This window comes from Acidovorax bellezanensis, assembly GCF_025421555.1.
Taxonomy (GTDB): Bacteria; Pseudomonadota; Gammaproteobacteria; order Burkholderiales; family Burkholderiaceae_C; genus Comamonas; species Comamonas bellezanensis.
Genome location: NZ_JAODYH010000014.1, coordinates 82,825 through 106,269, shown reverse-complemented (window position 1 = coordinate 106,269; position 23,445 = coordinate 82,825). Strand labels below are relative to the sequence as shown.

The window sequence follows — 23,445 nt, the reverse complement described above, 5'->3', positions numbered from 1 at the left end:
TCACACAGCAATAGCGGTTTATGCATTTTCGATTTGCAAAAATGCACAGGTCGCGCAAGCCGCGCCAGCCTTGGGGCGCGGGTTTTTTTTAAGGGTTTTCATGGACTGGGAACATCTGCGCTATTTCGCCGCCGTGGGCCAGCACGGCAGTCTGTCGGCCGCGGCCCGCGTGCTGCAGGTCGAGCACAGCACCGTGGCGCGGCGCATCCAGGCGCTGGAAAAAAGCCTGGGCCAGGCGCTGTTCACGCGCGAGTCGGGCGGGCTGCGCCCGAGTGAAGCGGGGCGCGCGCTGCTGCCGGCCGTGCAGGCCATGGCCCAGGCGGCGCAGGGCATAGAGCGCAGCGCCGACCAGGCAGCGGCGTCGACGGACGGCCCCAGCGGCCTGGTGCGCGTGGGCACGACCGAAGGCCTGGGCGCGACGCTGCTGGCCGCCAAGCTCGCGGCGCTGACCTGCCGCCACGCCCAGCTGTCCATCGACCTGCTGGCCTTGCCGCGCCTGCTGCATCTGTCGCGGCGCGAGGCCGACATCGTCATTTCGCTGGACCGGCCCAAGCGCGGCGCGGTGATCGTCAGCCGGCTGGCCGACTATGACCTGTATCTTTATGGGCAGCGCGAATACCTCGCGCGCCGGCCGCTGGTGCGCGAGACGGCGGATTTGCGCCACCATGCGTTTGTCCACTATGTCGACGACCTGCTGTTCACCAAGGAGCTGCAGCTGATCGACAGCCTCTACCAGCCCCAGCGCTACGCGTTTCGCAGCACCAGCATCACGGCCCAGTACGAGGCCGTGCGCGCGGGCGCGGGCCTGGGAGTGCTGCCGGCGTTTCTGGCCGACAAGGACCCCTTGCTTTCCCGCGTACACCAGCCCCAGGCGCGCTTCACGCGCACTTTCTGGATGTCCATGCCGCAGGAAGCGCAGTCCGTGCCGCGCATCCAGGCCGTGTGGCGCTGGCTCAAGGAAACGCTGCGCGAGGAGGCGCAGCGCTTGCAGCCGCCCGCCTGAGCGCTCGCAGGTGTTGCGTACAGCATTAAAAAACAATCAGGGTAAACCCTTTTGTAACGTGCAAAGCGGCATTCGGCGGCCCGGCATCGTTCACGGCGGGGGAGACTGCTTCAATAATAAGCTTGCCCGCACGGGTAAGGTTACTTTTGGAGATACGGGAGTTTGGCCCACATAGCATGGAGCTATTGCGCTGAAGGCCCACCGACCTGCTTGTCATGACCACCTTTTGCCCTGAAGAACTCGAACGGCTCCCCGGCTTTCATATCCGCCGCCTGCAGCAGATTGCGGTCGCCGTATTCATGGAAGAAACCCAGGATTTCGGTATCACGCCCGTGCAGTTCGCGGCCATCTCGGCCGTGCTGCGCCAGCCCGGCATGGACCAGCGCTCGCTGGCTCGCTTCATCGGCTTCGATACTTCGACCATTGGCAGCGTGATCGACCGGCTCGAAGCGCGCGGCCTGATCGTGCGCAACACCAGCCCGACCGACAAACGCGTGCGTTTGCTGACGGTGACGGCTTCCGGCACCGACCTGCTGCGCGAGGCCCAGCCTGCCGTGCTGCGTGCCCAGGAGCGCATGCTCGATCCCTTGCCCGTGGAGCAGCGCGAACTTTTCATGCAGATGATCACGCGGGTCAATCGGGAAAACCAAAGCCGCACTCTCGCGCCCAGCCTGTCGCGCGAACCGGCCTGAGCGTCGAGGCGCGCAGGGGTGCACAATGGTCCATCCGTTCATTCCTTTCAAGGTGCCCGCATGATTGTTACGACCACCCCCAGCGTTGAAGGCCAGCGCATCACCCGCTATCTGGGCGTGGTGGCCGGCGAAGCCATCCTGGGCGCGAATGTGTTCAAGGACTTGTTCGCCGGCATCCGCGACATCGTCGGCGGCCGCTCGGCCACCTACGAGAAAGAGCTGCAGAAGGCGCGTGAGATCGCGCTGCTGGAGATGCAGGAGCGTGCCCAGGCACTGGGCGCGAATGCCGTGGTGGGCGTGGACCTGGACTTCGAGGTGCTGGGCCAGGGCAACGGCATGTTGATGGTTTCGGCCAGCGGCACGGCCGTGGTGCTGGACGCCCATCGTCAGGAATGATGACCGTGAGTGCCTGCGGGCTGCGCAAATCCGCGAAAATCGCGGATTGAACGCATTCTTCAATGCACTTGAAAGGTTTCCATGAACGACAAGACCCAAGCTCCCGCACTGCCCGACCACCTTTGCATCGACCCCAGCAGCCCGCACCACGTCGCTGCCGTGTTCGAACACGACATCGGCATCCGCTTCAATGACAAGGAGCGCTTCGACGTCGAGGAATACTGCATCAGCGAAGGCTGGGTCAAGGTTCCCGCCGGCAAGACGCTGGACCGCAAGGGCCGTCCCCTGCTGATCAAGATCAAGGGCAAGGTCGAAGCCTTCTACAAGTAAGCGCCAGGCGCCGGCGCGCCCCGCTTGCCAAAGCGCCTCAGGGCGCTTTTTTTGCGTCCGGCCGGCGCAACCAGCCCAGCGCCCGGCTGTGGGCGATGCGGCCCTGGGACTCCAGGGCGTAGCGTTCGCGTGTCGTGCCAAAAGGGCCGGGGTTCTGCTGCACGACTTCGATGAAGTCCGCTCCCACGGCACTCACGATGGCCACATGCCCGTAGCGGTTGAAGGCCCAGGGCGCGAACACGATCAGATCGTCTTCCTGGGGCGTGGTGCCCGCGCCGTTGCGGTACTGGACCAGCATGCGCTCGGTATTCAATGCGCCATGCGGGACGCGGGCCGAGAAGAATTCCTTGGCGTTGCCCATGGCGTTGGGCATCCGGTGGTCGAAACGCTGGTAATAGTAGCGCTTGACGAATTCGACGCACTGGTAGCGCAGACCGAGGTTGTAGCCGTCGCTGGTGGTGAGGCGGCCCGAGACATGGTTGATCGCGCCGTTGTAGTACACGCCCACGCCCTTGAACTCGTCGAGCTGCTCGCCGGGCGTGTGCATGGGGTTGATGTTCACGCGCGTGGCGACGAGGTAGCCGGCGATCAGCAGCCCGGCGCAGACGGCGGCGATGAGCAGCGCCGCTTTGGCGGCAGGTCGCAGGGTGCGGCGGGCTTGGGCGTTGGCGGCGGCAATGGGCTTCATGGGGCAGGGCGGGCGGTGGACACGGCCAGCCTACCCTAGCGGCGGCGCCGCCAACGGGTTTCAGTCGGAAAATTCCGGGTCTTGCGCCCCCAGTGCCTGCGCCAGCGCGATCAGGCTGCGGTCGCTGCCGGCCGGCCCCAGCAGGCCCAGGCCCAGGGGCGCGCCCTCACGCCCGGCCAGCGGCAGCGAGATCTGCGGAAAGCCGCTCAGGCCCGCCGCGCACAGCATCTGCACGGCCCGGTTGCGGTAGTCCTCCAGCGTGGCCTCATCGGCCGCGCGCAGTGGCGCGATGTCGGGCATGGTCGGCAGCACCAGCACGCCGTCGCTGCCCAGCAGCGCGGCCAGGTGGGCGCGAAAGCGCGCGCGGAAGGCCTGGGCCTGGACCACCTGGCCGTCCGTCACCTGGGCCGACCAGGCAAACCGCTCCTTGACGCCCGGGCCGAGCACGGGTGCGTAGCGCGTGATGAACGGGCCATCGGTCATCCAGGCCTCGCGGCCCTGGAGGTAGCGGAAGTTCCAGTACATGGCGTCGAACGAATCGAGTGCCACGCGCGCGGCGGCGGGCGTGCCCAGCACCGCCTGCACCCGGGCCAGTGCCGCATCCCAGGCCGGGCGCACGACCGGATCCACCAGGTCCCAGATGTCGCTGGCCAGCAGCAGGCGTGGGCGCACCGGCAGGGGCGCGGGATCGGGCGCGAGCAGCACATCGGCCACGCGCGCGAAAGTCCGGGCATCGCGGGCCAGCCAGCCGCAGGTGTCGAGGCTGGGCGACAGGTCCAGCGCCCCCTCCAGGCTCACCCGGCCGTGCGTGGGGCGGATGCCGTACAGGCCGCAATGGCTGGCCGGCGCGCGCACCGAGCCGCCCGTGTCGGTGCCCAGTGCGAAGTCGCACAGCCGGCTGGACACGGCCGAGGCCGAGCCCGAGGACGAGCCGCCGGTGATGCGCTCGGGCGCCGCGCCATTGAGCGGCGCGCCGAAATGGGCATTGCTGCCGTTCATGGAGAAGGCCAGCTCGTCGGTCACGGTCTTGCCGGCGAAGGCCGCGCCCGCGTCCAGCAGCTTTTGCACGCTGGGCGCGGTGCGGGTCTTGGTGCCCGACAGGGCCAGCAGCAGCGGATTGCCGCCGCCCGTGGGGTAGCCGGCCACGTCGAACAAGTCCTTGACGCCGAAATACAGGCCGCTGAGCGGGCCGGTGCCGGCATGGGGCACGGGGACGTCGGGGTAGGGAACAAAGGCGTGGGCGGGATCGTTCAGTGGCATGGGAGCTTTCAGGGCAGGTGTTCAGGCGGGAAGCAGGGTCGGCGCCAGGGCGGCCGCGGCGTCGGTGCGCAGGCAGCGCGCCTGGTGGCCGGGCGCCACGACCACCGGCGCGGGCACGGCCTGCAGGCAGTCCTCGGTGGCCAGGCGGCAGCGCGGCGCAAAGGCGCAGCCCGGCGGGATGGCCGTCAGGTCGGGCGGGGCGCCGGCAATGGTCGACAGCGGCTGGCCGCGCTGCATGGCGCCATGGGCGCGGCTTTGCAGCAGGGCGATGGTGTAGGGGTGGCGCGGGTTGCGGATCAACTGCTCGGCCGTGCCTTCCTCGACGATGCGGCCGGCATACATCACGGCAATGCGGTCGGCGACCTCCACGGCGGCGCCGATGTCGTGGGTGACGAAGACAATCCCCAGGCCCAGATCCCGCTGCAGCTCGCGCAGCAGCAGCAGGATCTGGATCTGCACCGTGGCGTCGAGCGCGGTGGTGGGCTCGTCGGCCAGCAGCACCTGGGGATTGCAGGCCAGGGCCAGGGCGATCATGGCGCGCTGGCGCATGCCACCGGACATCTCGTGCGGGTAGGCCTTGAGGCGTTGCGCGGGACTGGGAATGCGCACGCGTTCGAACAGCTGCAGGGCGCGTTTTTCGGCGTCCTGGCGGCTCACCGCTTCGTGGCGGCGGATCGCGCCGACGATTTGCGCGCCCACGGCATAGACCGGGTCCAGGGCCAGCAAGGGGTCCTGGAAAATCATCGCGCAGGTCTTGCCACGGTACTGGTTGAGCGCGCGCAAGGGCATGCTCAGCACGTCGTGGCCGGCCACTTGCACGCGGCCCTGCATCACGGTCTTGCGTTCGGGGTGCAGGCGCAGCAGGGTGCGCAGGGTCACGCTCTTGCCAGAGCCGGACTCGCCGATCAGCGCCACGCATTCGCCGCGCTGCACGCTCAGGCTCACGCCGCTGACCGCCTGCACGGGTTTGCGGCCGCCGATGAAGCGGACGTTCAAGTCCTCGATCTGCACCAGAGGGGTCGTGGGAGAGGTCATGCTGTGCTCCATCAAGTGGCCAACGCGGGGGCGGATTGGGCGACGGGGGCCAGGGGGTGGCCGCTGCCCGCCTCGTGCACCAGGCAGCGCGCGTGGTGCAGGCGCTGCACCGGTGAGACGGCGGGCACCTGCGTGGCGCAGACCGCGGCGGCCTGCGGGCAGCGCGGATGAAAGCGGCAGCCCGCAGGCGGGTTGATCGGGTTGGGCGGATCGCCCGCGAGCGGCGCCTGTTGGGTGCGGTGGCGCGGGTCCATCGACGGCACGGACGACAGCAGCGCCTTGGTGTAGGGGTGGGCGGGCGCCGAGAACAGCGCTTGCGAGGGCCCGATCTCCGCCACCTGGCCCAGGTACATGACCATCACCCGGTCGCTGATGTAGTTCACCACGCCCAGGTCGTGGCTGATGAAGACATAGGTCAGGCCGAATTCGCGCTTGAGGTCGGCCAGCAGGTTCAGCACCTGGGCCTCGACCGACTTGTCCAGCGCCGAGACGGCTTCGTCCAGGATCACCATGCGCGGCTTGAGCGCCAGCGCGCGCGCAATGTTCACGCGCTGGCGCTGGCCGCCCGACAGCTCATGCGGGTAGCGCTCGGCAAAGCGCGCCGGCGCCAGGCCCACGCGCTCGAGCAGGTCGCGTGCGCGCGCCACCGATTCGCGGCGCGAGACGCCGTGGACCTGCGGGCCGAAGGCAATCGAGTCCTCGATGGTCAGACGCGGGTTCAGCGAGGCATAGCTGTCCTGGAACACCATTTGCACCTGGCACAGGAATTCCTTGCGCGACAGGGCGCGCGAGCCGACGGTGCGGCCGTCGAAGATCAGTTCGCCGGCCGTGGGGTTCATCAGGTGCATCAACAGGCGGGCGGTGGTGGATTTGCCGCAGCCCGACTCGCCGACCACGCCCAGGGTTTCACCCTTGAGCACCTCGAAGTCCACGCCGTCGACGGCGCGCACCACGCCCGCGCCGTGGGACAGCGGGAAATGCTTGACCAGGCCGCGCACGGTCAGCAGCGGCTGGGCGGGACCGCCGACATCGACAAAGCTGGAAGAAAGAGTCATGGCTTATCCCTTGTTGTCCATGGCCGTGCGCAGGCCGTCGGACAGCAGATTGAACGAGATCGAGGTGAGGAAAATCATCAGGCCCGGCAGGGCCGCGACCCAGGGCTGGGTGTAGATGGCGGTGCGCAAGGTGTTGAGCATCAGCCCCCATTCGGGTTCGGGCGGCTTCACGCCCAGGCCCAGGAAGGACAGGCCCGAGGCCAGGATCATGGACACCGCGATCAGGCTGGTGGCGTAGACAAAGATGGGCCCGAGCACATTGCCCAGCACATGCACGCGCACGATGTGGAAGGCGCTGGCGCCGGTGGCGCGGGCGGCTTCCACATAGTCGCGGTTGCGGGCCTGGGCGGTGACGCTTTCGGCGACACGCACGATCTGCGGGATGAAGACAATGGTCAGCGAGACCAGCGAGTTGACGATGCCCGCACCCAGCGCGCCTGACAGGGCGATGGCCAGCAGCACCGAGGGGAAGGCATAGAACACGTCGACGGTGCGCATGATCACCGTATTGACGGGCCCGCCGGCATAGCCCGCGAGAATGCCTATGCCCGTGCCGATGGCGAAGGCCAGCAGCACCGGCGTGATGCCGATGAACAGCGACAGGCGCGCGCCCACCATCAGGCGTGAGAGCATGTCGCGGCCCAGCTCGTCGCTGCCCAGCGGCAGGCCTTCGGTGCCTATGGCCTTGAGGCGCTTGAGGATGGACGCGGCATAGGGGTCGGCCGGCGCCAGCCAGGGGCTGAACACGGCCATCAGCACCAGCGCCAGCACCACGCAGGCCGCGCCCACGGCCACGGGGTCGTGCAGGAAGCGTTGCAGCACAGAGGCCCAGTAGCCGCGGCTGCGGTGCTCGGGCAGTGGCTTGACGGCGGCGCCAGGCTTTCCAGCAAGGGTCAGGGAATGCATCGAGGGTCTCCTTGGAATGGGGCGTCAGCGCACGATGCGCGGGTCGAGCAGGGTCTGGACGACATCGACGATGAGGTTGAGCAGCACGAAGAACACGGCCAGCACCAGGATCGAGCCTTGCAGCAGCGGCAGGTCGCGCTGGAAGATCGCCTGGTTGAGCAGGAAGCCCGTGCCCGGCCAGGAAAACACGGTCTCGATCAGGATCGAGCCGCCCAGCAGGTAGCCCAGCTGCAGGCCCATCACCGCCAGCGCCGTGGGCGCCACGTTCTTGATCACATGGCGGAAGATGCCGGCGTGGGTGAGACCCTGGGCCTTGAGGCCGACGATGAATTCCTGGTCCAGGATTTCGGCCACCAGGGCGCGCACGGTGCGGGCGATGATGCCCATGGGAATGACCGACATGGTGATGGCCGGCAGCAGCATGAATTGCACATGCTCCCAGTTCCAGGCCCAGTCGCCCGAGCCGCCGGGGCCGGCACCGGTGGCGGGCAGCCACATCAGCTGCGACGAGAAGACGATGACCAGCACCATGCCCAGCCAGTAGTGGGGCACGCTCACGCCCAGCACCGACAGCAGGGAGGCGCCGCGGTCCAGCCAGGAGCCGCGGAAATATCCGCCGACAAAGCCGAACAGGCTGCCCAGCACAAAACCGATCAACGTGGCCACCACGGCCAGGCGCAAGGTGTTGACCACCGCCGTGAGCACCTCGCTGGTGACGGGCCGGCTCGTGGCGATGGACATGCCCAGGTCGCCGTGCAGTGCGCGCCAGCCCCAGCGCAGAAACTGTTCGGGCAGGGGCTGGTTGAAACCGTACAGCTCCCGCATCTGGGCTTGCAGCTCGGCCGAGGCGTCGGGCGGCAGCACCGACACCAGCGGGTCCCCGGGAGCGATATGCACCAGGGCGAAGCACAGCAGGGCCACGCCGAGCAGGATGGGAAGGGTGTAGAGAATGCGGCGGACGAGGTAGGCGAGCATGGGCGGGCGGGCGTTGGGGGTCTTGGAAGGCGCGGGCCGAGGTCCGCGCAGGAGACGTCCCAGGCCGGGCGCGGCCTGGGAAACGCGGCGCTTACTTCAGGGTCATGGTCGCGATGTCGATGAACCAGCTTTGCGGCTGGACCACATGGCCGACCTTGGCCGACATCGCGCGCGGCCCGACGTCATGGGCCACGAACAGGAACGGGGATTCATCCACGATCAGCGTGTGCAGCTCGGCCAGGGCCTTGTCGCGCTCCTTGGCATCGAAGCTGGTGCGCGCCTTGTCCACCACGGTGTCGACCTGTTTGTTGCTGTAGAAGCCCCAGTTGTTGGACACCGGCGGGAAGGCCTTGGTGCTGACGAAACGCACCATGGCAAAGAACGGGTCCATGGTCGCGGCCGTCACGTTGGTGGCGCTGGCCTTGTTGGCGCCCGCATCCTTGGCACCCAGGCGCCAGCCCGAGAACAAGGTGTTCCACTCGACCACGTCGAACTCGACATCGAAGTGGCAGGCCTTGAGGTTTTGCTGGATGAACTCGTTCATCGGCAGGGGCTGCATCTGGCCCGATCCCGAGGCCGAGGTCTGGATCTTCACTTTCAGCGGCTTGGCCGCGCTGTGGCCGGCCTGCTGCATCAGTGCCTGGGCCGCCTTCACGTCGTACTTGATCTGGAAGCTCGGGTTGCCGCGCCAGGGGTGGCCGGGCTCGAACATGCCCGTGGCCGGCTCCATCTGGCCGTTGAGCAGCTGCTTCATGCCGGCGCGGTCCACGCACAGGTTGGCCGCATGGCGCACGCGCTTGTCCAGCCAGGGCGAGCCTTCGGCGAAGGAGAACTGCCAGGGCCAGATGTGCGGCTGGAGGTTGGAATACAGCTTGAAGCCCCGGCCCTTGAGGGTGTCGACCGCGTCGGGCGCGGGCGCTTCGATCCAGTCCACCTGACCGCTCATCAGGGCCGCGGTGCGCGAATTGGCTTCGGGCAGCGGCAGCAGCACCACCTTGTCGATGGTGGGCGTGCGCTTGGGATCCCAGTAGGCGCTGTTCTTCACCATTTCGAAGCGTTCGCGCGGCACGAAGCGCGAGCCCTTGAACGGGCCCGAGCCCGAAGGATCTGCGGCGAACGCGGTCCAGGCGGCCTTGCTGCGCTCGGCTTTGCCGCTGACCGAGGCGGGCACGGCGGCCAGCTTCTTCGCCCAGTGGGCGGGCGACGCCATGAACAGGTTGGACAGGTTGATGGGCAGGAAGGCATCGGGCTCGGACGTGGTCAGCTCCACCGTCAGATCGTTGATCTTGCGGGCCGTGCGCAGCGTGGGCATGCGCGAGGCCGTCACGCCGACCTGGGCGGGATCGAAGTGCTCGGCGTCCTTGTCCAGCACCTTTTGCACGTTCCACACCACGGCGTCGGCCGTCAAGGCGCTGCCGTCATGGAACTTGACGCCGGGACGCAGCTTGAACACCCACTTGGTCTTGTCCTTGGCATCGGCTTCCCAGGACAGGGCCAGACCGGGAATCAGCGCGCTGGGCTGGTCGGTCTTGCTCAGGTCCCACTGGGTCAGGGCGTCGTACAGCGGAATGCCGGTGAAACGGTTGCCTTCGAAGCCCTGGTCGGGCTGGCCCGAGGTGCGGGGGATATCGGCGGCCGTCATGGCAATGCGCAAGACCTTTTCCTGCGCCAGAGCGGACGTCGCGCCGCCGGCCAAAGCCATCGCCACTGCCAATGCCACGCCGTTGAACGCGGGCTGGGAAACAGAGAAACCAGAAGACTTACGCATCGGAGACCTTCCTAAAGGGGCTGGGGTATGCAGCCCGATGCAAGTGTCGTGCCAACATGAAGGTATCGTTAATCGATACAAAAAGTATCGATTTCGCTATATCTGGCATGCTTTATGCGGTTCATGCGTCTTTCACCAAGGAGGGCATGGGTATGAACACAATGGCTACGGGTTTGCGAATCGATGGGGATCGCCTTTGGCAGTCGCTGATGGATCTGGCGCGGATAGGCGCCACCCCCAAGGGGGGTGTCTGCCGCATTGCCTTGACCGACGAGGACCGCGCGGGGCGCGACCAGGTGGTGCAGTGGATGCGCGAAGCCGGGCTGGCGGTGCGCATCGACGAGGTGGGCAATGTCTTTGGTCGTCGTGCGGGCACCGATCCGGCTGCCCGGGCCGTGGCCACGGGCAGCCATATCGACACCCAGCCCACGGGGGGGAAATTCGACGGCAACTACGGAGTGCTGGCCGGGCTGGAAGTCATGCGCACGCTCAATGCCCACGGCATCCAGACCCTGGCGCCGCTGGAGGTGGTGTTCTGGACCAATGAGGAAGGCACGCGGTTCACGCCGGTCATGATGGGTTCCGGTGCATTTGTGGGTGTATTTGGTGCAGAAGACGTTCGCTTGCAACAAGATGGCGCAGGCCTGCGGGTGGGGGCCGAGCTGGAGCGCATCGGCTATCGGGGTGATGTCGCCTGCGGCGATGTGCCCGGCGGCCCGTTCGCGGCCTACTTCGAGGCCCATATCGAGCAGGGCCCGGTGCTCGAAGCCTATGACATGCCGATAGGCGTGGTCAGCGGCGCGCTGGGCCAGCAGTGGTATGACGTGACCGTGAGCGGCATGGATGCGCACGCCGGCCCGACGCCGATGGAGTTGCGCCACGATGCCATGCTGGCCGCGGCGCGCATGGTGGATGCGGTCAACCGGATTGCCCATGACGAGGCCCCGCACGGTCGCGGCACCGTGGGCCATATGCAGGTGCTGCCCAATTCACGCAACGTCATTCCCGGGCAAGTAAAGTTCACGGTGGACTTTCGCAACCTGTCGCAGGACGGCCTGGATCGCATGGACCGGATCATGCACGACCAGTTCGCGCAGCTGGCAGCCCGATGCCGGTGCACGGTGGAGATGGAACAGGTGGTGAAGTTCGCGCCCTGCCACTTTCACCCCGACTGCGTGGACAGCGTGCGCAACGCAGCCGAGCAGCTGGGCTACGCGCACATGGAGGTGGTCAGCGGCGCGGGCCATGACGCGGTCTACATCAACAGTGTGGCGCCCACCGGCATGATTTTCGTGCCCTGCAAGGACGGCATCAGCCACAACGAGATCGAGGATGCGAAGGCCGAGCACCTGAGCGCGGGCTGCAACGTGCTGCTGCACGCCATGCTGGCCCGCGCCGGCCTGGCCTGATCCGCGTTCAGACCACGGGGGCCAGCTGTGAGATCGATCGCGCGCAGGCGATCACCAGCGGCCCCAGCTGGCGTTCGGCATCGGCCATGCTCCAGCGGCTGGTGGGCGGCGCGACATGCACCGCACCGATGACCCGGCCGCTGACATTGAACACCGGCGCGGCCAGGCCCATGTCGCCGAGGAACAGCTCTTCACAGTTGGTGGCGTAGCCGTGGTCGCGGCTGCGCTGCAGCTGCTGCTCCAGGGCGCCGACTTCGGTCAGGGTGGCGCGGGTGCGCGCGGGTCGGGGCATGGCCAGCAGCAGGGCGCGGGCCTGGTCCCCGGGCAACTGGCTGAGGTAGGCGCGGCCGCAGCTGCTGGCGTACATCGGCACCCGCGTGCCCACTGGCGTGAGCACGGGGATGTGCTGCGTGGTCAGCACCTGGGCCAGGTAGACCATGTGGTGGTCCGTGGGCTCGGTCAGCGTGGCGGTTTCACCGCTGTCGCGCGCGAGCTGGGCCAGGTAGGAATGGGCGGCCGTGATCAGCGGATGCGCGTCGAGGTAGTTGAAGCCCAGTTCGACGACGCGCGGCAGCAGCCCGAAACGCCGCGTCAACGGATGCTTGCCGATGTAGCCCAGCGCCTGCAGCGTGTGCACCGAGCGTTGTGCCGATGCCTTGCTCATGCCGGTGCGCTGGCTGATTTCGCCCAGGGTCAGGCTGCGATGGCCGGCATTGAAGGCGCACAGCACCTGCAGGCCTTTGGCGAGCGACTGGTTGAAGAGGGCGTCGGGCGGCTCGGCGCAAGAAGGCTGGGGCATGGTCCGCTGGAGTGTAGGCGCTCAGGCCGTGGCCTGCAGGGCGTCGCCCAGTGCGCTGACCAGGCGGTCGATTTCCGCCTCGGTGCTGATGAACGGCGGGGCCAACTGGATGGTGTCGGCGCCGTAGCGCACGTAAAAGCCCAGTTCCCAGCATTGCATGGCGATCTCGTAGGGGCGCCTTGCCGGCTCGCCGGGCAGGGGATCGATGCTGATGCCCGCGGCCAGGCCGAAGTTGCGGATATCGAGCACGTGCTTGGCGCCACGCAGGCCGTGCACCGCGTTTTCGAAGCAGGGCGCCAGCGCCTTGACGCGCGCGGGCAGCTCTTCTTTTTGCAGCAGGTCCAGCGCGGCCAGGCCGGCGGCGCAGGCCACGGGGTGGGCCGAGTAGGTGTAGCCGTGGGCGAACTCGAGCAGGTATTCGGGGCCGCCGGCGGCCATGAAAGTGTCGTAGATCTCCTTGCTGGCGACGCAGCCGCCCAGGGGCTGGACGCCATTGGTGACCTGCTTGGCGAAGTTCAGGATGTCGGGCGTGACGCCGAACACTTCCGCCCCCGTCCAGCCGCCGCAGCGGCCGAAGCCGGTGATGACTTCGTCGAAGATCAGCAGGATGCCGTGCTGGCTGCAGATTTCGCGCAGGCGCTGCAGGTAGCCGGCGGGCGGAATCACCACCCCGGCCGAGCCGGAGAAGGGCTCGACGATGACGGCGGCGATGGTGCTCGCATCGTGCAGGGCGATGATGTCCAGCAGGCGGTCGGCCAGTGCGCGGCCGTCGATGGCCGGCATGCCGCGGTGGAAGCCGCCGGGCGCCGGCTGGGTGTGGGGCAGATGGTCGGCTTCCAGGCCCTGGCCGAACAGCTTGCGGTTGCCGGCGATGCCGCCCACCGAGATGCCGCCGTAGTTCACGCCGTGGTAGCCCTTCTCGCGGCCGATCAGCCGCGTCTTGCCGGCCTGGCCCTTGGCGCGCCAGTAGGCCCGGGCCATCTTCAGCGAGGTATCGGCGGCTTCCGAGCCCGAGCCGGTGAAGAACACATAGTCCAGGCCTTGGGGCGTCAGCTCCTTGATGCGGTTGGCCAGCGCGAAGGCCGCGGGGTGGCCGAACTGGAAGGCGGGCGCGTAGTCGAGCTGCAGCGCGGCCTGGCCCACGGCCTGGGCGATTTCCTTGCGCCCATGGCCCAGGCCCGAGCACCACAGGCCTGACAGGCCGTCGAAGATCTGGCGGCCGCGCGCATCCTGCAGATAGGCGCCCTGGGCGCCGACCACCATGCGCGGGCGGGCCTTGAAGTCGCGGTTGCCGGTGAAAGGCATCCAGTGGGCGTCCAGCCAGGCGGAGTCCATGCGCGTGGCGGTGGAGGCGGGCTGGGCGATGTCGGTGAAGTCCATGGGGCGCTCCTCGGGCGGGAAAGACGGTGGCAAAAGCCCATTGTGCGAGCCCGGCCCATTTTCTTGAATGGCCGAAAGCCGATGTTTACTTGCGCGCCTTCGCAAGCAATCGATGCAGGACCCCTGCCATTGCGCTCAGCGGCGCTGCTCCAGGGCCAGGCGCACGGCCAGGCCGGCCAGCACCGTGCCCATGATCCATTTCTGCGCGCGCAGCCAGTGGGGGTTGTCGCGAAACCACAGCGCGATGTGCGCCGCGAACAGGGCGATGAGGAGGTTGACGGTGAAGCTGGTGCCGATCTGGACCATGCCCAGCGTCACGCTTTGCCAGAACACGGAGCCTTGCGCGGGCGAGACGAACTGCGGAAAGATCGACAGATAGAAAATGGCCACCTTGGGGTTGAGGATGCTGGTGAACAAGCCCATGGCAAACAGCTTGCGCGGTGATTCGGCCGGCAACTGCGTGGTCTGGGCGAAAGGCGACAGGCCTCCGGGGCGCACGGCCTGCCAGGCCATCCACAGCAGGTAGGCGGCGCCCGCCCATTTGAGCAGTTCGAAGGCCAGAGGCACGGCCATGAACAGGGCGGTGAGCCCCAGGCTGGCGGCCAGCATGTGCACAAAGAATCCCAGCACCACGCCCGCCAGCGAAATCACGCCCGCCGTGCGCCCCTGGCAGATGGAGCGCGAGATCAGGTACAGCATGTTCGGGCCGGGCGTGAGCACCAGCAGCAGGGCGGCCCCGGCGAAAACCAGCAGGTCGTGGGTGGGAATCATGGCGATGAGGCAAGAATCGGACAGGATGGCGTAGCGTGCCAGCAATCGTGCCGGCTGTCGAGCCGTTGCCGCCGGCGCTGGGCCCAAAGCTTGCTACGCTGCGTGGCATGACATCCCGACCTCCTGCATTCGACCTGCCTTGCGCGCCCGCGCCGCGTTCCCGTGCCGTACTGGGCCAGCTCAGCGACATGGACCTGCGCCTGCTGCGCGTCTTCCAAAGCGTGGTGGAGTGCGGCGGCATGTCGGCCGCCGAGCTGGAGCTGAACATCAGCGCCTCCACGCTCAGCCGGCATATCAAGGATCTGGAGGAACGCCTGGACCTGGTGCTGTGCCGGCGCGGGCGCGCGGGTTTCGCGGTGACGCCCGAGGGGCTGCAGGTCTATGAGGCCACGCTGCAGATGCTGGGCGGGGTGGAGTTGTTTCGCAGCCGCATCGACGAGATCCACGACCGCATGGGCGGGACGCTGGACGTGGCGGTGTTCGACAAGACGGTCACCAATCCTGCCGCGCACCTGGACCGCGCCATCGGGGATTTTCACCGGCGGGCGCCGGAGGTGAACCTGCATTTGCATGTGCGCAGCATCAATGCGGTCGAGCGCGGGCTGATGGATGGGCGTTTCCAGGTGGGCATCATTCCCGCGCACCGGGCTTCGGCCAGCCTGGTCTACCGCACGCTGTTTGGCGAGCACATGCGGCTGTACTGCGCGGCCGGGCATCCGCTGTTCGGTGCCGACCATGCGGGCCTGGATTGGGAAGCGCTGCGCAGCTACCCTTTTGCCGGGCTGGGCTACCACTCCCCCAATATGGCGTTGAGCCACAGCGCGCGCCTGCCGCGCAAAGCCACGGGCTTCGACCAGGAAGCGATTGCCACGCTGATCCTGTCGGGTTGCTATATGGGCTTCCTGCCCGACCATTACGCCCAGGCGCTGGAAGCGGCCGGCCGTCTGCAGGCCGTGGCGCCCGCGCGCTTTCACTACGACTGCGAGTTCGTCGCGTTGTGGCGGCTGTCGCCTGCGCCCAGCCGGGCGGCCCAGGCCTTCATCGATTGCCTGGTGGCCGCGCACGGCGGGGGGCTGCCGGATTGAGCCCGGGGCCTATGGCCGGCCCAGGCAGCGCGCCAGCACGGCGGCCGCTTCGCCCTGGCGCGGTCCGGGGCGCGACACCAGATCGACTTCGGCCGTGCTCAGCGTGCAGATGCTGCCGCTGCGCACGGCGGCGATCGCGTTCCATCCGGGGCGGCGCGCGAAGTCGGCCGCCTTGGTCTCCGGCGTGTGGATGATGAGCTGCGGGTTCTGGCGCACGATGTATTCGGGCGCCAGCCGCGGGAAGGGCCCGAGCGAGGCCGCGACGATGTTGCGTGCCCCCAACTGGGACAGCAGCTCGCCGATGAAGGAGTGCGGGCCGGCCGCGTAAGGCGTGGCGTCGACTTCGAAGTAGACGCTGCGCCCCGCGCTCGCCTGCACCGACCGCGCGACGCGCTGCACGTCGGCCTGCATCTGCGCGAGCAGCGCGGGCGCGCGTTGCTGCTGCAGCAAGCTGTCCAGCGTGCGCAACTGGGCCTGCATGCCGGCCGTGTCCTGGGCGTCGATCACCAGCACGGGAATGCCGAACTGGGCGAGCTGGGCCATCAGGGGCGGCGCGTAGGCCATGAGCACGACATCGGGGCGCAGGCGCACGATGGCCTCGATCTGCGGCGCATGGATCTTGCCCAGGCGCGGCAGGCGGGCGACCTGGGGCGGATAGTTCGAGGACGCGTCCACGCCCACCAGACGATCGCAGGCGCCGAGCGCGCACAGCCACTCCGTGGTCGAGGGCAGCAGCGAGACGATGCGCCGCGGCACCTGGGCAAATTCGACCGTGCGGCCCTGGGTGTCACGCACCGCATAGGCCTGGGCGGGCGCGGCTCCCAACAGCGCGCAGGCCAGCAGGGCGCTGTACAGAGCGCAGGGCCAGGAAATAAAACGGTGCGGCAGGGAAGAAGGCATCAAGGACAGGTAGCGGGGCGCGGACACCCCGCTACCTTAAGGCAAAAGCGCGCTCAGTTCTGCGGCGCCCATTTCATGCTGATGAAGAGCGTGCGACCGCCATTGGCATAGCCCTTGGTCGGAGCATAGTCGCGGTCGGCCAGGTTGTTGATCCGCGCCAGCAGCGCCCAGTCCTTGTTCAGCTTGCGCTGGGCGTAGAGGTTGACCACGCCGTAGCCGCCCAGGCTGTCGCTGTTGGCAGCATCGGTGAAGCGCGCGCTGTAGAGCTGGGCTTCGCTGCCCAGCGTCCAGCCCGCGACCTGGGTGTCGGCCGTGAGCTTGAACATGCGCTTGGAGCGGTAGGGCAGCAGCTTGCCGTTTTCCAGATTCTTGGGGTTGAGGAAGTCCAGCGACAGGCCCAGGTTCAGCCGGTCCAGGCGGGTCGCGCCGCTGAGCGTCAAGCCCTTGAGTTCCACGCTTTCCCAGTTGCGGTAGCAGTTGCAGGCCGGCATGCTGGTCCAGTCGTAAGTGATCTGGTTCTTGATCTTGTTGCGGTAGGCCACGGCGGACAGCTGATGGCTGCCGGCGGTGTAGTGCAGCCCGGTTTCGAGGTTGGTGCTGCTTTCTGGCTTCAGATCGATCGCGGCCTGGCCGGTGAAGCGTTCGTACAGCGTGGGCGTGCGAAAGGCCGTGCCGGCCGAAGCCACCCAGCGCAGCGTGTCACCCAGTTGCAGGCCGTAGCCCAGGCCGCCCGTGGTCTTGCTTTGCTGGTCGCGGATACGGTCATGGCGTGCATTGGCGTCGAACTGCTGCGCGCCATTGGCATAGCGCCAGCCCGCCGACAACGAATCCTGCACGCGGCGGCTGTCGGTGTTCTGGGTCCAGGCGTAGTTGGTGGTCAGCCGGTCCTCGCGCCGCTCGAGATCGAGGTTCAGGCGGTGGGCGCCCAGTTTCCACTGGTTTTGCCACAGGTAGTTGGTGCTGTTGCCCTTGGCGCTTTCGGGGGTCGTGGTGTTGCGCTGGGTGTCGTTGCGGGACTGGCCCAACTGCACCACGCTTTGGTAGCGGTCGCTCCAGGCGGCCTGCCAGCGCAGCGAGCCCGTGGTGTTCTTCACGGTGTCGAAGTCGTCGAAAGGCGGTGGGCTCTGGTCGTAATGGGCCTTGAGGCGGTTGTGCAGCAGGCGCGCATCGAATTGGTGGATGCCTTGTTTCAGGCCGGCATTGAGCCCCAGCGAAGAATTGGCATAGCCGTCCTTGTCGGGGTTGGCCACCCAGGGGCTGCCCACATTGAAGCCGTCACTGCGCTCGTCGGCCACATGCAGGCCATAGCTCCAGCCATTGGCGCCGCCTTGCAGGCCCGTGGCGACCTTGGAGCTGTGCTGGCTGCCCAGGCCGGCCTCGGCGTAGGCGCGCAGCGGACCGTCGCCCCGGCGCGTGAAGATCTGGATCACGCCGCCCATGGCATCCGAGCCGTAGATGGCCGCGGCCGGGCCGCGCAGCACTTCGATGCGCTCGATCTGTGCCAGCGGCAGGGCCTCCCAGACCGCTCCGCCTTGCATTTCCTGGCTGCTGTAGCGCACGCCGTCGATGAACACGGCCGTGTGCTGGTTGCCGGCGCCACGCAGCGATACCGAAGTGATCTGTCCGGGGCCGCCGTTGCGCGTGATCTGTACGCCGGGTACTTGGGACAGCAGGTCGGCGACACCGACGGCGCCGCTGCGCTCAATGGCCGCGGCGTCGATCACGCTCATGTCGGCCGTGACGGTGCGCAGTGGCTGGGGCAGGCGCGCGGCCGTGACCACCATGGTGTCCAGCGCGGGCGCGGTCTGCGCACCGGCGGCGGAGCACAGGCCGAGGACGGCCAGCGCGCAGGCGCTCATACGCGCCGGCACGCCGGCGTGGATTGCTTGGAAAAAAGTCATGAAAGGCATACCAGTTCGCGCCAGCGACCCCGCCGACACTTCACTCACAAGGCTTTTGCCCGGGGCAAAAACCACCTTGTTGGCCGGTATCCAGACTGGTGAGTGGACGGACATGGCCTTCCCGGCGTGGTGGACGCCAGTGGCTTGCAGATGTCCGTTGGCCTGCGATAACAGGTTCTGATCACTGACTGTTGCGGGGGCAGTACAGGCCAGGCGGGCGAAATGCATCGCCGCCACCCTGTTTCCCGTTTAACGGCCCGGCAAGAACTGCAGGGCACGCACCAACGCCGCGATTCTAGCGTGGTGCGGCGTCCTGGTCTTCAGGCCGAAAGCCGCAGCACGGTGACGATCACCACGCCTATGGCCAGATTGGCCGCGACCCAGAAGCGGATGCTGGCAAGGGCCTTGCCGCCGGCGGGCCAGTCGGCCGCTTGCACGGCACGATCGAGGCGCTTGAACAGTGCGAAACGGATATGGCCGAACAAGGCCGCCATCACCAGGCCCAGCGCCGCCATCACTTTCCACGACAGCGGCATATGGAATTGCAGGTCGGCCATGGCCGCCATCTGGTAGACCGAAGCCACCATGCCCAGGCCCGACAGCAGCAGCACCAGCACCGTCACCAGCATGGCCGCGAAAAAGCGCCGCAGCACGGCGTGCATCAGCGGCACCCGCACGGAGGGCTCCAGCGTCTGCACGGCGGGGCGCAGGAAAAAGTGCGAAAACACCATGCCGCCCAGCCAGACGATGACGGCCAGCAGGTGGATGTACTTGAGGGGGGCAAACAGCATGGAGGGCCTGTGGTTGGTAGTCGGTGGTCAGAGACCCGTGGTCTTGCGCGCTTCGGCCTGGCAGGCCGCGGCGGTGAAGAGCACGTCGGTCGAGGAGTTCAGCGCGGTCTCGGCGGAGTCTTGCAGGATACCGATGATGAAGCCAATCGCCACGACCTGCATGGCCACGTCGTTGGAAATGCCGAACAGGCTGCAGGCCAGGGGAATCAGCAGCAGCGAGCCGCCCGCCACGCCGGCCGCGCCGCAGGCACAGACCGACGCCACCACGCACAGCAAAATCGCCGTGGGGATGTCGACCACGATGCCCAGCGTATGGGCGGCCGCCAGGGACAGCACGCTGATGGTAATGCCCGCGCCCGCCATGTTGATGGTCGCGCCCAGGGGAATGGCGATGCTGTACGTGTCGGGATCCAGGTTCAGGCGCTTGGCCAGGGCCAGGTTGATGGGGATGTTCGCGGCCGAGCTGCGCGTGAAGAAGGCCGTCACCGCGCTTTCGCGCAGGCACATCAGCACCAGCGGGTAAGGGTTGCGGCGGATCTTGGCGTAGACGATCAAGGGGTTGACCACCAGTGCCACGAACAGCATGCAGCCTATCAGCACGCTCAGCAGGTGGGCGTAGCCGAGCAGGGCGGCCGTGCCCGCGTCGGCGAACGTGGCGGCGACCAGGCCGAAAATGCCCAGGGGCGCGCAGCGGATCACGCCCTGGATGATGGCCGTGATGGCGTTCGACAGGTCGCTCGTCAGGCGGCGCGTGCCTTCGCTGGCGTGGCGCAAGGCCATGCCTATGGCCACGGCCCAGACCAGGATGCCGATGTAATTGGCGTGCATCAAGGCGTTGATCGGGTTGTCCACGGCGCTGAGCACCAGGGCCATCAGCACTTCCTGGACATTGCCGGGCGGCGCGACCGTGGCGGCGGCCGCGGTCTGCAAGACCAGCGTCGAGGGGAACAGCATGCTGGCCGTGACGCCGACGATGGAGGCCGTCAGCGTGCCTATGACATAAAGCCACAGCACGGGCCGGATCAGCGTGGCGTCGCCGGGGCGGTGGTTGCTGATGGCGGCGATCACCAGGATCAGCACCAGTACCGGCGCCACCGACTTGAGCGCGGAGATGAACAACTGGCCCAGCAGCGCGACGCTGGGAGTGGCTGACGGCCACAGATAGGCGAAAGCGATGCCCGCGATCAAGGCAATCACGATTTGTGTCACGAGGCTGGTACGGTGCAACCAGTGCAGCAGTGGCTTGAAGATCATGGGAAAACGGAGGTTCAGTAAGGCGGAAAAGGCGCGGGGGGCGGCGGAATCCGCGCGCCGCTGCAGGCCGAGCAAGGCCGGTAAGGCCCCTGCCCGCAGGACGGAACGCGCGAGTTTAAGCGCTGCGGCCATAACCCGCCTGGCAGTGCTGTTCGCGACCGGATCATGGCCGTTCAGTCCGCCGCCGCCCCATGTGGGAGGGGTTTTGGCAACAATTTCCGGCCCTGGATGCCACCGGGCAGGGGCCGGGCATGCGCTTCGCCCGATAATCCAAGGCTATGTCGTCCCCCAAAGTTCTCTTCGGCTTCCACGCCGTCGGCGTGCGTCTGAAGACCGCGCCACAATCCATCGTCGAAATCTACTACGAGGCCTCGCGCCGCGACGCCCGCATGCGCCAGTTCCTGGACCGTGCGCGTGAAGCCGGAGCTCGCCTGATCGAAGCCGACGGCGAGCGTCTCGCCAAGCTCGCTGGCAGCCATGGCCACCAGGGCGTGGCGGCACGGGTCGAGCCCACCAAGCAGGTCACCTCGCTCGACGAGCTGCTCGAGAACCTGGAAGAAAGCGGCGTCAAGAACCCGTTGCTGCTGGTGCTCGACGGCGTGACCGATCCGCACAACCTCGGCGCCTGCCTGCGCGTGGCCGATGGCGCGGGTGCGCATGCGGTGATCGCTCCCAAGGACCATGCGGCCGGCATCAACGCCACCGTGGCCAAGGTCGCCAGCGGCGCGGCCGAGACCGTGCCGTATTTCATGGTCACCAATCTGGCGCGCACGCTCAATGAGCTCAAGGAGCGCAATATCTGGATCATCGGCACCAGCGGCGACGCCGAGAAGAATGTGTACCAGGTCGACCTCAAGGGCCCGGTGGCTCTGGTGCTGGGCGCCGAAGGCGACGGCATGCGCCAGCTGACGCGCAAGACCTGCGACGAGCTGGTGAGCATTCCCATGCAAGGCGCCGTGGAGAGCCTGAACGTCTCGGTGGCCAGCGGCGTGTGCCTGTTCGAAGCCGTACGCCAGCGACTCGCAGCAGCTTGATGCAAAAAAGGCCTGCGCAAGCAGGCCTTTTGCATTAAGTCTGGGTATCAGCGCCTTGTGGCAGGGCGCTGGCCTGGAATTGCAGGCCCAGTACGCGGGCCATTTCACTCAAGGTGGACAGGCGCGGGTCCAGGCCGCCGCTTTCCAGGCGCTGCACCGTCATGCGCGACAGTCCGGCGCGTTCGGCCAGATCGGCCTGGGTCATCTGCGCGGCTTTGCGCGCCTGGGTAAGTTGTTCTATCAAGGGATGGGTCATGGCGCGATCATCGCAAAAACAAGACCCCCACGCTTGCTCGCTTCGCGTAGCCGCGCTGGGGGGCGGAGCCCCTCAGATGCCTGGGCCGTCAACTCGCGGCTAGAAGCCCGCGGCCAGTCCGTCGCGGCGCGGATCGCTGGCGAACTGGTAGCCCTCGACGGCGCTGTCGCCCATGCGCCAGATGAACTGGCCGGCGCCGAAGTCCTGGTAGGGATCATCGATGACTTCCAGCTGGTGCCCCAGGGCCTGCAGGCCCGCCACGGTGGCGGGGTTCATGCCGGCTTCGACATTGAGCGCCAGGCCCTGGTTGTAGCGCCAGCGCGGTGCATCGCAAGCGGCCTGTGGCGACTGGCGGTAGTCGATCATGCGCACCAAGGTCTGCATATGGCCTTGCGGCTGCATGTTGCCGCCCATGACGCCAAAGCTCATCACCGGCTGGCCATCCTGGGTCAGGAAGGCCGGGATGATGGTGTGAAACGGTCGCTTGCCCGGACCCACCAGGTTCGCGCGGTTGGCGCCGTCCGGGTCGGCGCTGAAGCCGAAACCGCGGTTTTGCAGGCTGATGCCGAAGCTGGGCTCGACCACACCCGAGCCAAAGCCCGAGAAGTTGCTCTGGATGAAGCTGACCATCATGCCGCTTTCATCGACCGCACTCAGGTAGATGGTGCCGCCCTGGACCGGATTGCCCGCCTTGAAATCCTGCGCGCGCAGGGGATCGATGAGCTTTGCGCGCGATGCCAGGTAGGCATTGTCGAGCATTTGCGCGGTAGTCACTTCCATGCCGGCATCGGCCACATAGCGGTCGACATCGGCGAACGCCAGCTTCATGGCCTCGATCTGCAGATGCTGGGAAGCCACGCCATCCAGTGGCAGGCTGGCCAGGTCGAAATTCGACAGAATGCCCAGCGCGATCTGCGCCGCGATGCCTTGGCCGCCGGGCGGAATCTCGTGCAAGGTGTAGCCGCGGTAGTCCTTGGCCACGGGCGTGACCCATTCGGGCCGGTGCTGGGCCATGTCGGCCATGCTCAGGCAGCCGCCGTGCTGCTGCACAAAGGACGTGACCGCCGAGGCGATTTCGCCTTCATAAAAAGCCTTGCCGTGGCTGGCTCCGATGGCGCGCAGGGCGCGCGCGGCCGCTGGAAAGCGAAACAGCTCGCCCACGGCCGGTGGCCGGCCCGAGGGCATAAAGCTCTGGGCAAAGCCAGGCTGCGCCTGCAGCTCGGGTGCGCCCGCGGCCCATTTTTGCTGCACCACGGGAGGCACCAGGTAACCGCGCTCGGCGATTTCAGCGGCGGGCTCCATCAGGCTGGCGAACGGCAGCTTGCCGAAGCGCTCGTGCAATGCGACCCAGGCGCTGACGGCCCCGGGCACGGTGATGGAGTCCACGCCGCGGCGCGGAGGCTTGGCCTGTTTGCCGTAGCGTTTTTCGAAATATTCGGGCGTCCAGCCCTGGGGCGCGCGGCCCGAGGCATTGAGACCGTGCAACTGCGAGCCATCCCACAGGATGCAGAACGCGTCCGAGCCCAGGCCGTTGCTGACCGGCTCGACGATGGTCATGACGGCGGCCGCCGCTATGGCCGCATCGACGGCATTGCCGCCGGCCCACAGCATGCGCAAGCCGGCTTGCGCACCCAGGGGATGGGAGGTCGACACGCCATTGCGTGCGAAAACGGGCACGCGCACGGAGCTGTACGGGTTGCCGGGAGAAAAAGGGGCATTCATGGGAGTTCCTGACACGGGCGCGGGATCTTGGAAAT

23 protein-coding genes and 1 riboswitch are annotated in these 23,445 nt (G+C 67.3%); of the genes, 7 read left to right on the top strand and 16 right to left on the bottom strand.

What is annotated here, in order from left to right:
- Window positions 1-100 precede the first annotated feature (100 nt).
- The 4 genes from N0K08_RS20435 (at window position 101) to N0K08_RS20420 (ending at window position 2,421) form a co-directional block, all read left to right on the top strand.
- Window positions 101-1,003, top strand: a complete 903-nt coding sequence (locus N0K08_RS20435) for a LysR family transcriptional regulator (RefSeq protein WP_261502248.1) — start codon at window positions 101-103, stop codon at window positions 1,001-1,003.
- A gap of 215 nt (window positions 1,004-1,218) precedes the next feature.
- On the top strand, window positions 1,219-1,695 hold the full coding sequence (locus tag N0K08_RS20430) for a MarR family winged helix-turn-helix transcriptional regulator (protein ID WP_261502247.1): 477 nt from the start codon (window positions 1,219-1,221) through the stop codon (window positions 1,693-1,695).
- Between the two features lie 60 nt (window positions 1,696-1,755).
- The gene (locus N0K08_RS20425; protein ID WP_261502246.1) at window positions 1,756-2,091 is read left to right on the top strand and encodes a heavy metal-binding domain-containing protein; all 336 of its coding nucleotides are present in this window, start codon (window positions 1,756-1,758) and stop codon (window positions 2,089-2,091) included.
- Window positions 2,092-2,172: 81 nt separating this feature from the next.
- Window positions 2,173-2,421 (top strand): DUF3297 family protein, encoded by a 249-nt coding sequence (locus N0K08_RS20420; protein ID WP_261502245.1) that lies wholly within the window; start codon window positions 2,173-2,175, stop codon window positions 2,419-2,421.
- A 37-nt stretch (window positions 2,422-2,458) separates the two neighbouring features.
- Here N0K08_RS20420 and N0K08_RS20415 read toward each other — a convergent pair whose 3' ends face one another.
- From N0K08_RS20415 to N0K08_RS20385, 7 genes are all read right to left on the bottom strand, one after another.
- On the bottom strand, window positions 2,459-3,109 hold the full coding sequence (locus N0K08_RS20415) for a CHAP domain-containing protein (RefSeq protein ID WP_261502244.1): 651 nt from the start codon (window positions 3,107-3,109) through the stop codon (window positions 2,459-2,461).
- A 60-nt stretch (window positions 3,110-3,169) separates the two neighbouring features.
- Entirely contained in the window at window positions 3,170-4,369 is a 1,200-nt protein-coding gene (locus N0K08_RS20410; RefSeq protein ID WP_261502243.1) for an amidase, read from the bottom strand.
- A 21-nt stretch (window positions 4,370-4,390) separates the two neighbouring features.
- Window positions 4,391-5,404 carry an ABC transporter ATP-binding protein gene (locus tag N0K08_RS20405; protein ID WP_261502242.1) on the bottom strand — a complete coding sequence of 338 codons (1,014 nt, stop codon included), beginning with the start codon at window positions 5,402-5,404 and terminating at the stop codon, window positions 4,391-4,393.
- An 11-nt stretch (window positions 5,405-5,415) separates the two neighbouring features.
- Window positions 5,416-6,459 (bottom strand): ABC transporter ATP-binding protein, encoded by a 1,044-nt coding sequence (locus tag N0K08_RS20400; protein WP_261502241.1) that lies wholly within the window; start codon window positions 6,457-6,459, stop codon window positions 5,416-5,418.
- Between the two features lie 3 nt (window positions 6,460-6,462).
- The gene (locus N0K08_RS20395; RefSeq protein WP_261502240.1) at window positions 6,463-7,365 is read right to left on the bottom strand and encodes an ABC transporter permease; all 903 of its coding nucleotides are present in this window, start codon (window positions 7,363-7,365) and stop codon (window positions 6,463-6,465) included.
- A 24-nt stretch (window positions 7,366-7,389) separates the two neighbouring features.
- Complete coding sequence (locus tag N0K08_RS20390) at window positions 7,390-8,340, bottom strand: ABC transporter permease (protein ID WP_261502239.1); 951 nt, start codon at window positions 8,338-8,340, stop codon at window positions 7,390-7,392.
- Between the two features lie 91 nt (window positions 8,341-8,431).
- Window positions 8,432-10,042 carry an ABC transporter substrate-binding protein gene (locus N0K08_RS20385; protein WP_261502315.1) on the bottom strand — a complete coding sequence of 537 codons (1,611 nt, stop codon included), beginning with the start codon at window positions 10,040-10,042 and terminating at the stop codon, window positions 8,432-8,434.
- Between the two features lie 212 nt (window positions 10,043-10,254).
- On the opposite strand from N0K08_RS20385, the gene N0K08_RS20380 reads away from it, so the two are divergent.
- A complete protein-coding gene (locus N0K08_RS20380; protein WP_408642988.1) occupies window positions 10,255-11,517 on the top strand; it encodes a Zn-dependent hydrolase in 1,263 nt (420 codons plus the stop codon).
- A 7-nt stretch (window positions 11,518-11,524) separates the two neighbouring features.
- Here the strand turns inward: N0K08_RS20380 and N0K08_RS20375 are convergent, their stop codons facing one another.
- From N0K08_RS20375 to N0K08_RS20365, 3 genes are all read right to left on the bottom strand, one after another.
- Window positions 11,525-12,316 (bottom strand): IclR family transcriptional regulator, encoded by a 792-nt coding sequence (locus N0K08_RS20375; protein WP_261502237.1) that lies wholly within the window; start codon window positions 12,314-12,316, stop codon window positions 11,525-11,527.
- 21 nt (window positions 12,317-12,337) lie between these two features.
- Complete coding sequence (locus N0K08_RS20370) at window positions 12,338-13,696, bottom strand: aspartate aminotransferase family protein (RefSeq protein WP_261502236.1); 1,359 nt, start codon at window positions 13,694-13,696, stop codon at window positions 12,338-12,340.
- A 135-nt stretch (window positions 13,697-13,831) separates the two neighbouring features.
- Window positions 13,832-14,467 (bottom strand): LysE family translocator, encoded by a 636-nt coding sequence (locus N0K08_RS20365; RefSeq protein WP_261502235.1) that lies wholly within the window; start codon window positions 14,465-14,467, stop codon window positions 13,832-13,834.
- 107 nt (window positions 14,468-14,574) lie between these two features.
- On the opposite strand from N0K08_RS20365, the gene N0K08_RS20360 reads away from it, so the two are divergent.
- Window positions 14,575-15,552, top strand: coding sequence for a LysR family transcriptional regulator (locus tag N0K08_RS20360; protein ID WP_261502234.1), 978 nt, complete (start codon window positions 14,575-14,577; stop codon window positions 15,550-15,552).
- Window positions 15,553-15,561: 9 nt separating this feature from the next.
- On the opposite strand, the gene N0K08_RS20355 is transcribed toward N0K08_RS20360, so the two are convergent.
- The 4 genes from N0K08_RS20355 to sstT form a co-directional block, all read right to left on the bottom strand.
- Complete coding sequence (locus tag N0K08_RS20355; protein WP_261502233.1) at window positions 15,562-16,452, bottom strand: ABC transporter substrate-binding protein; 891 nt, start codon at window positions 16,450-16,452, stop codon at window positions 15,562-15,564.
- Between the two features lie 53 nt (window positions 16,453-16,505).
- Window positions 16,506-18,353 carry a TonB-dependent receptor domain-containing protein gene (locus N0K08_RS20350; RefSeq protein WP_261502232.1) on the bottom strand — a complete coding sequence of 616 codons (1,848 nt, stop codon included), beginning with the start codon at window positions 18,351-18,353 and terminating at the stop codon, window positions 16,506-16,508.
- A 64-nt stretch (window positions 18,354-18,417) separates the two neighbouring features.
- Window positions 18,418-18,654, bottom strand: a riboswitch (cobalamin riboswitch).
- A gap of 19 nt (window positions 18,655-18,673) precedes the next feature.
- Window positions 18,674-19,144 carry a CopD family protein gene (locus N0K08_RS20345; RefSeq protein ID WP_261502231.1) on the bottom strand — a complete coding sequence of 157 codons (471 nt, stop codon included), beginning with the start codon at window positions 19,142-19,144 and terminating at the stop codon, window positions 18,674-18,676.
- Window positions 19,145-19,171: 27 nt separating this feature from the next.
- Entirely contained in the window at window positions 19,172-20,398 is a 1,227-nt protein-coding gene (gene sstT, locus N0K08_RS20340; protein WP_261502230.1) for a serine/threonine transporter SstT, read from the bottom strand.
- Between the two features lie 278 nt (window positions 20,399-20,676).
- On the opposite strand from sstT, the gene rlmB reads away from it, so the two are divergent.
- Window positions 20,677-21,432: a 23S rRNA (guanosine(2251)-2'-O)-methyltransferase RlmB gene (rlmB, locus tag N0K08_RS20335; RefSeq protein WP_261502229.1), complete on the top strand. Its 756-nt coding sequence runs from the start codon at window positions 20,677-20,679 to the stop codon at window positions 21,430-21,432.
- A 34-nt stretch (window positions 21,433-21,466) separates the two neighbouring features.
- On the opposite strand, the gene N0K08_RS20330 is transcribed toward rlmB, so the two are convergent.
- Entirely contained in the window at window positions 21,467-21,688 is a 222-nt protein-coding gene (locus N0K08_RS20330; RefSeq protein WP_408642987.1) for a helix-turn-helix transcriptional regulator, read from the bottom strand.
- Window positions 21,689-21,787: 99 nt separating this feature from the next.
- Window positions 21,788-23,410, bottom strand: a complete 1,623-nt coding sequence (locus tag N0K08_RS20325) for a gamma-glutamyltransferase family protein (RefSeq protein WP_261502228.1) — start codon at window positions 23,408-23,410, stop codon at window positions 21,788-21,790.
- Window positions 23,411-23,445: the final 35 nt, after the last annotated feature.

Coding starts and splice junctions, on each gene's coding strand:
- N0K08_RS20435 (WP_261502248.1), top strand. CDS start 101: ATGGACTGGGAACATCTGCGCTATTTCGCCGCCGTGGGCCAGCACGGC.
- N0K08_RS20430 (WP_261502247.1), top strand. CDS start 1,219: ATGACCACCTTTTGCCCTGAAGAACTCGAACGGCTCCCCGGCTTTCAT.
- N0K08_RS20425 (WP_261502246.1), top strand. CDS start 1,756: ATGATTGTTACGACCACCCCCAGCGTTGAAGGCCAGCGCATCACCCGC.
- N0K08_RS20420 (WP_261502245.1), top strand. CDS start 2,173: ATGAACGACAAGACCCAAGCTCCCGCACTGCCCGACCACCTTTGCATC.
- N0K08_RS20415 (WP_261502244.1), bottom strand. CDS start 3,109: ATGAAGCCCATTGCCGCCGCCAACGCCCAAGCCCGCCGCACCCTGCGA.
- N0K08_RS20410 (WP_261502243.1), bottom strand. CDS start 4,369: ATGCCACTGAACGATCCCGCCCACGCCTTTGTTCCCTACCCCGACGTC.
- N0K08_RS20405 (WP_261502242.1), bottom strand. CDS start 5,404: ATGACCTCTCCCACGACCCCTCTGGTGCAGATCGAGGACTTGAACGTC.
- N0K08_RS20400 (WP_261502241.1), bottom strand. CDS start 6,459: ATGACTCTTTCTTCCAGCTTTGTCGATGTCGGCGGTCCCGCCCAGCCG.
- N0K08_RS20395 (WP_261502240.1), bottom strand. CDS start 7,365: ATGCATTCCCTGACCCTTGCTGGAAAGCCTGGCGCCGCCGTCAAGCCA.
- N0K08_RS20390 (WP_261502239.1), bottom strand. CDS start 8,340: ATGCTCGCCTACCTCGTCCGCCGCATTCTCTACACCCTTCCCATCCTG.
- N0K08_RS20385 (WP_261502315.1), bottom strand. CDS start 10,042: ATGGCTTTGGCCGGCGGCGCGACGTCCGCTCTGGCGCAGGAAAAGGTC.
- N0K08_RS20380 (WP_408642988.1), top strand. CDS start 10,255: ATGGGTATGAACACAATGGCTACGGGTTTGCGAATCGATGGGGATCGC.
- N0K08_RS20375 (WP_261502237.1), bottom strand. CDS start 12,316: ATGCCCCAGCCTTCTTGCGCCGAGCCGCCCGACGCCCTCTTCAACCAG.
- N0K08_RS20370 (WP_261502236.1), bottom strand. CDS start 13,696: ATGGACTTCACCGACATCGCCCAGCCCGCCTCCACCGCCACGCGCATG.
- N0K08_RS20365 (WP_261502235.1), bottom strand. CDS start 14,467: ATGATTCCCACCCACGACCTGCTGGTTTTCGCCGGGGCCGCCCTGCTG.
- N0K08_RS20360 (WP_261502234.1), top strand. CDS start 14,575: ATGACATCCCGACCTCCTGCATTCGACCTGCCTTGCGCGCCCGCGCCG.
- N0K08_RS20355 (WP_261502233.1), bottom strand. CDS start 16,452: ATGCCTTCTTCCCTGCCGCACCGTTTTATTTCCTGGCCCTGCGCTCTG.
- N0K08_RS20350 (WP_261502232.1), bottom strand. CDS start 18,353: ATGACTTTTTTCCAAGCAATCCACGCCGGCGTGCCGGCGCGTATGAGC.
- N0K08_RS20345 (WP_261502231.1), bottom strand. CDS start 19,144: ATGCTGTTTGCCCCCCTCAAGTACATCCACCTGCTGGCCGTCATCGTC.
- sstT (WP_261502230.1), bottom strand. CDS start 20,398: ATGATCTTCAAGCCACTGCTGCACTGGTTGCACCGTACCAGCCTCGTG.
- rlmB (WP_261502229.1), top strand. CDS start 20,677: ATGTCGTCCCCCAAAGTTCTCTTCGGCTTCCACGCCGTCGGCGTGCGT.
- N0K08_RS20330 (WP_408642987.1), bottom strand. CDS start 21,688: ATGACCCATCCCTTGATAGAACAACTTACCCAGGCGCGCAAAGCCGCG.
- N0K08_RS20325 (WP_261502228.1), bottom strand. CDS start 23,410: ATGAATGCCCCTTTTTCTCCCGGCAACCCGTACAGCTCCGTGCGCGTG.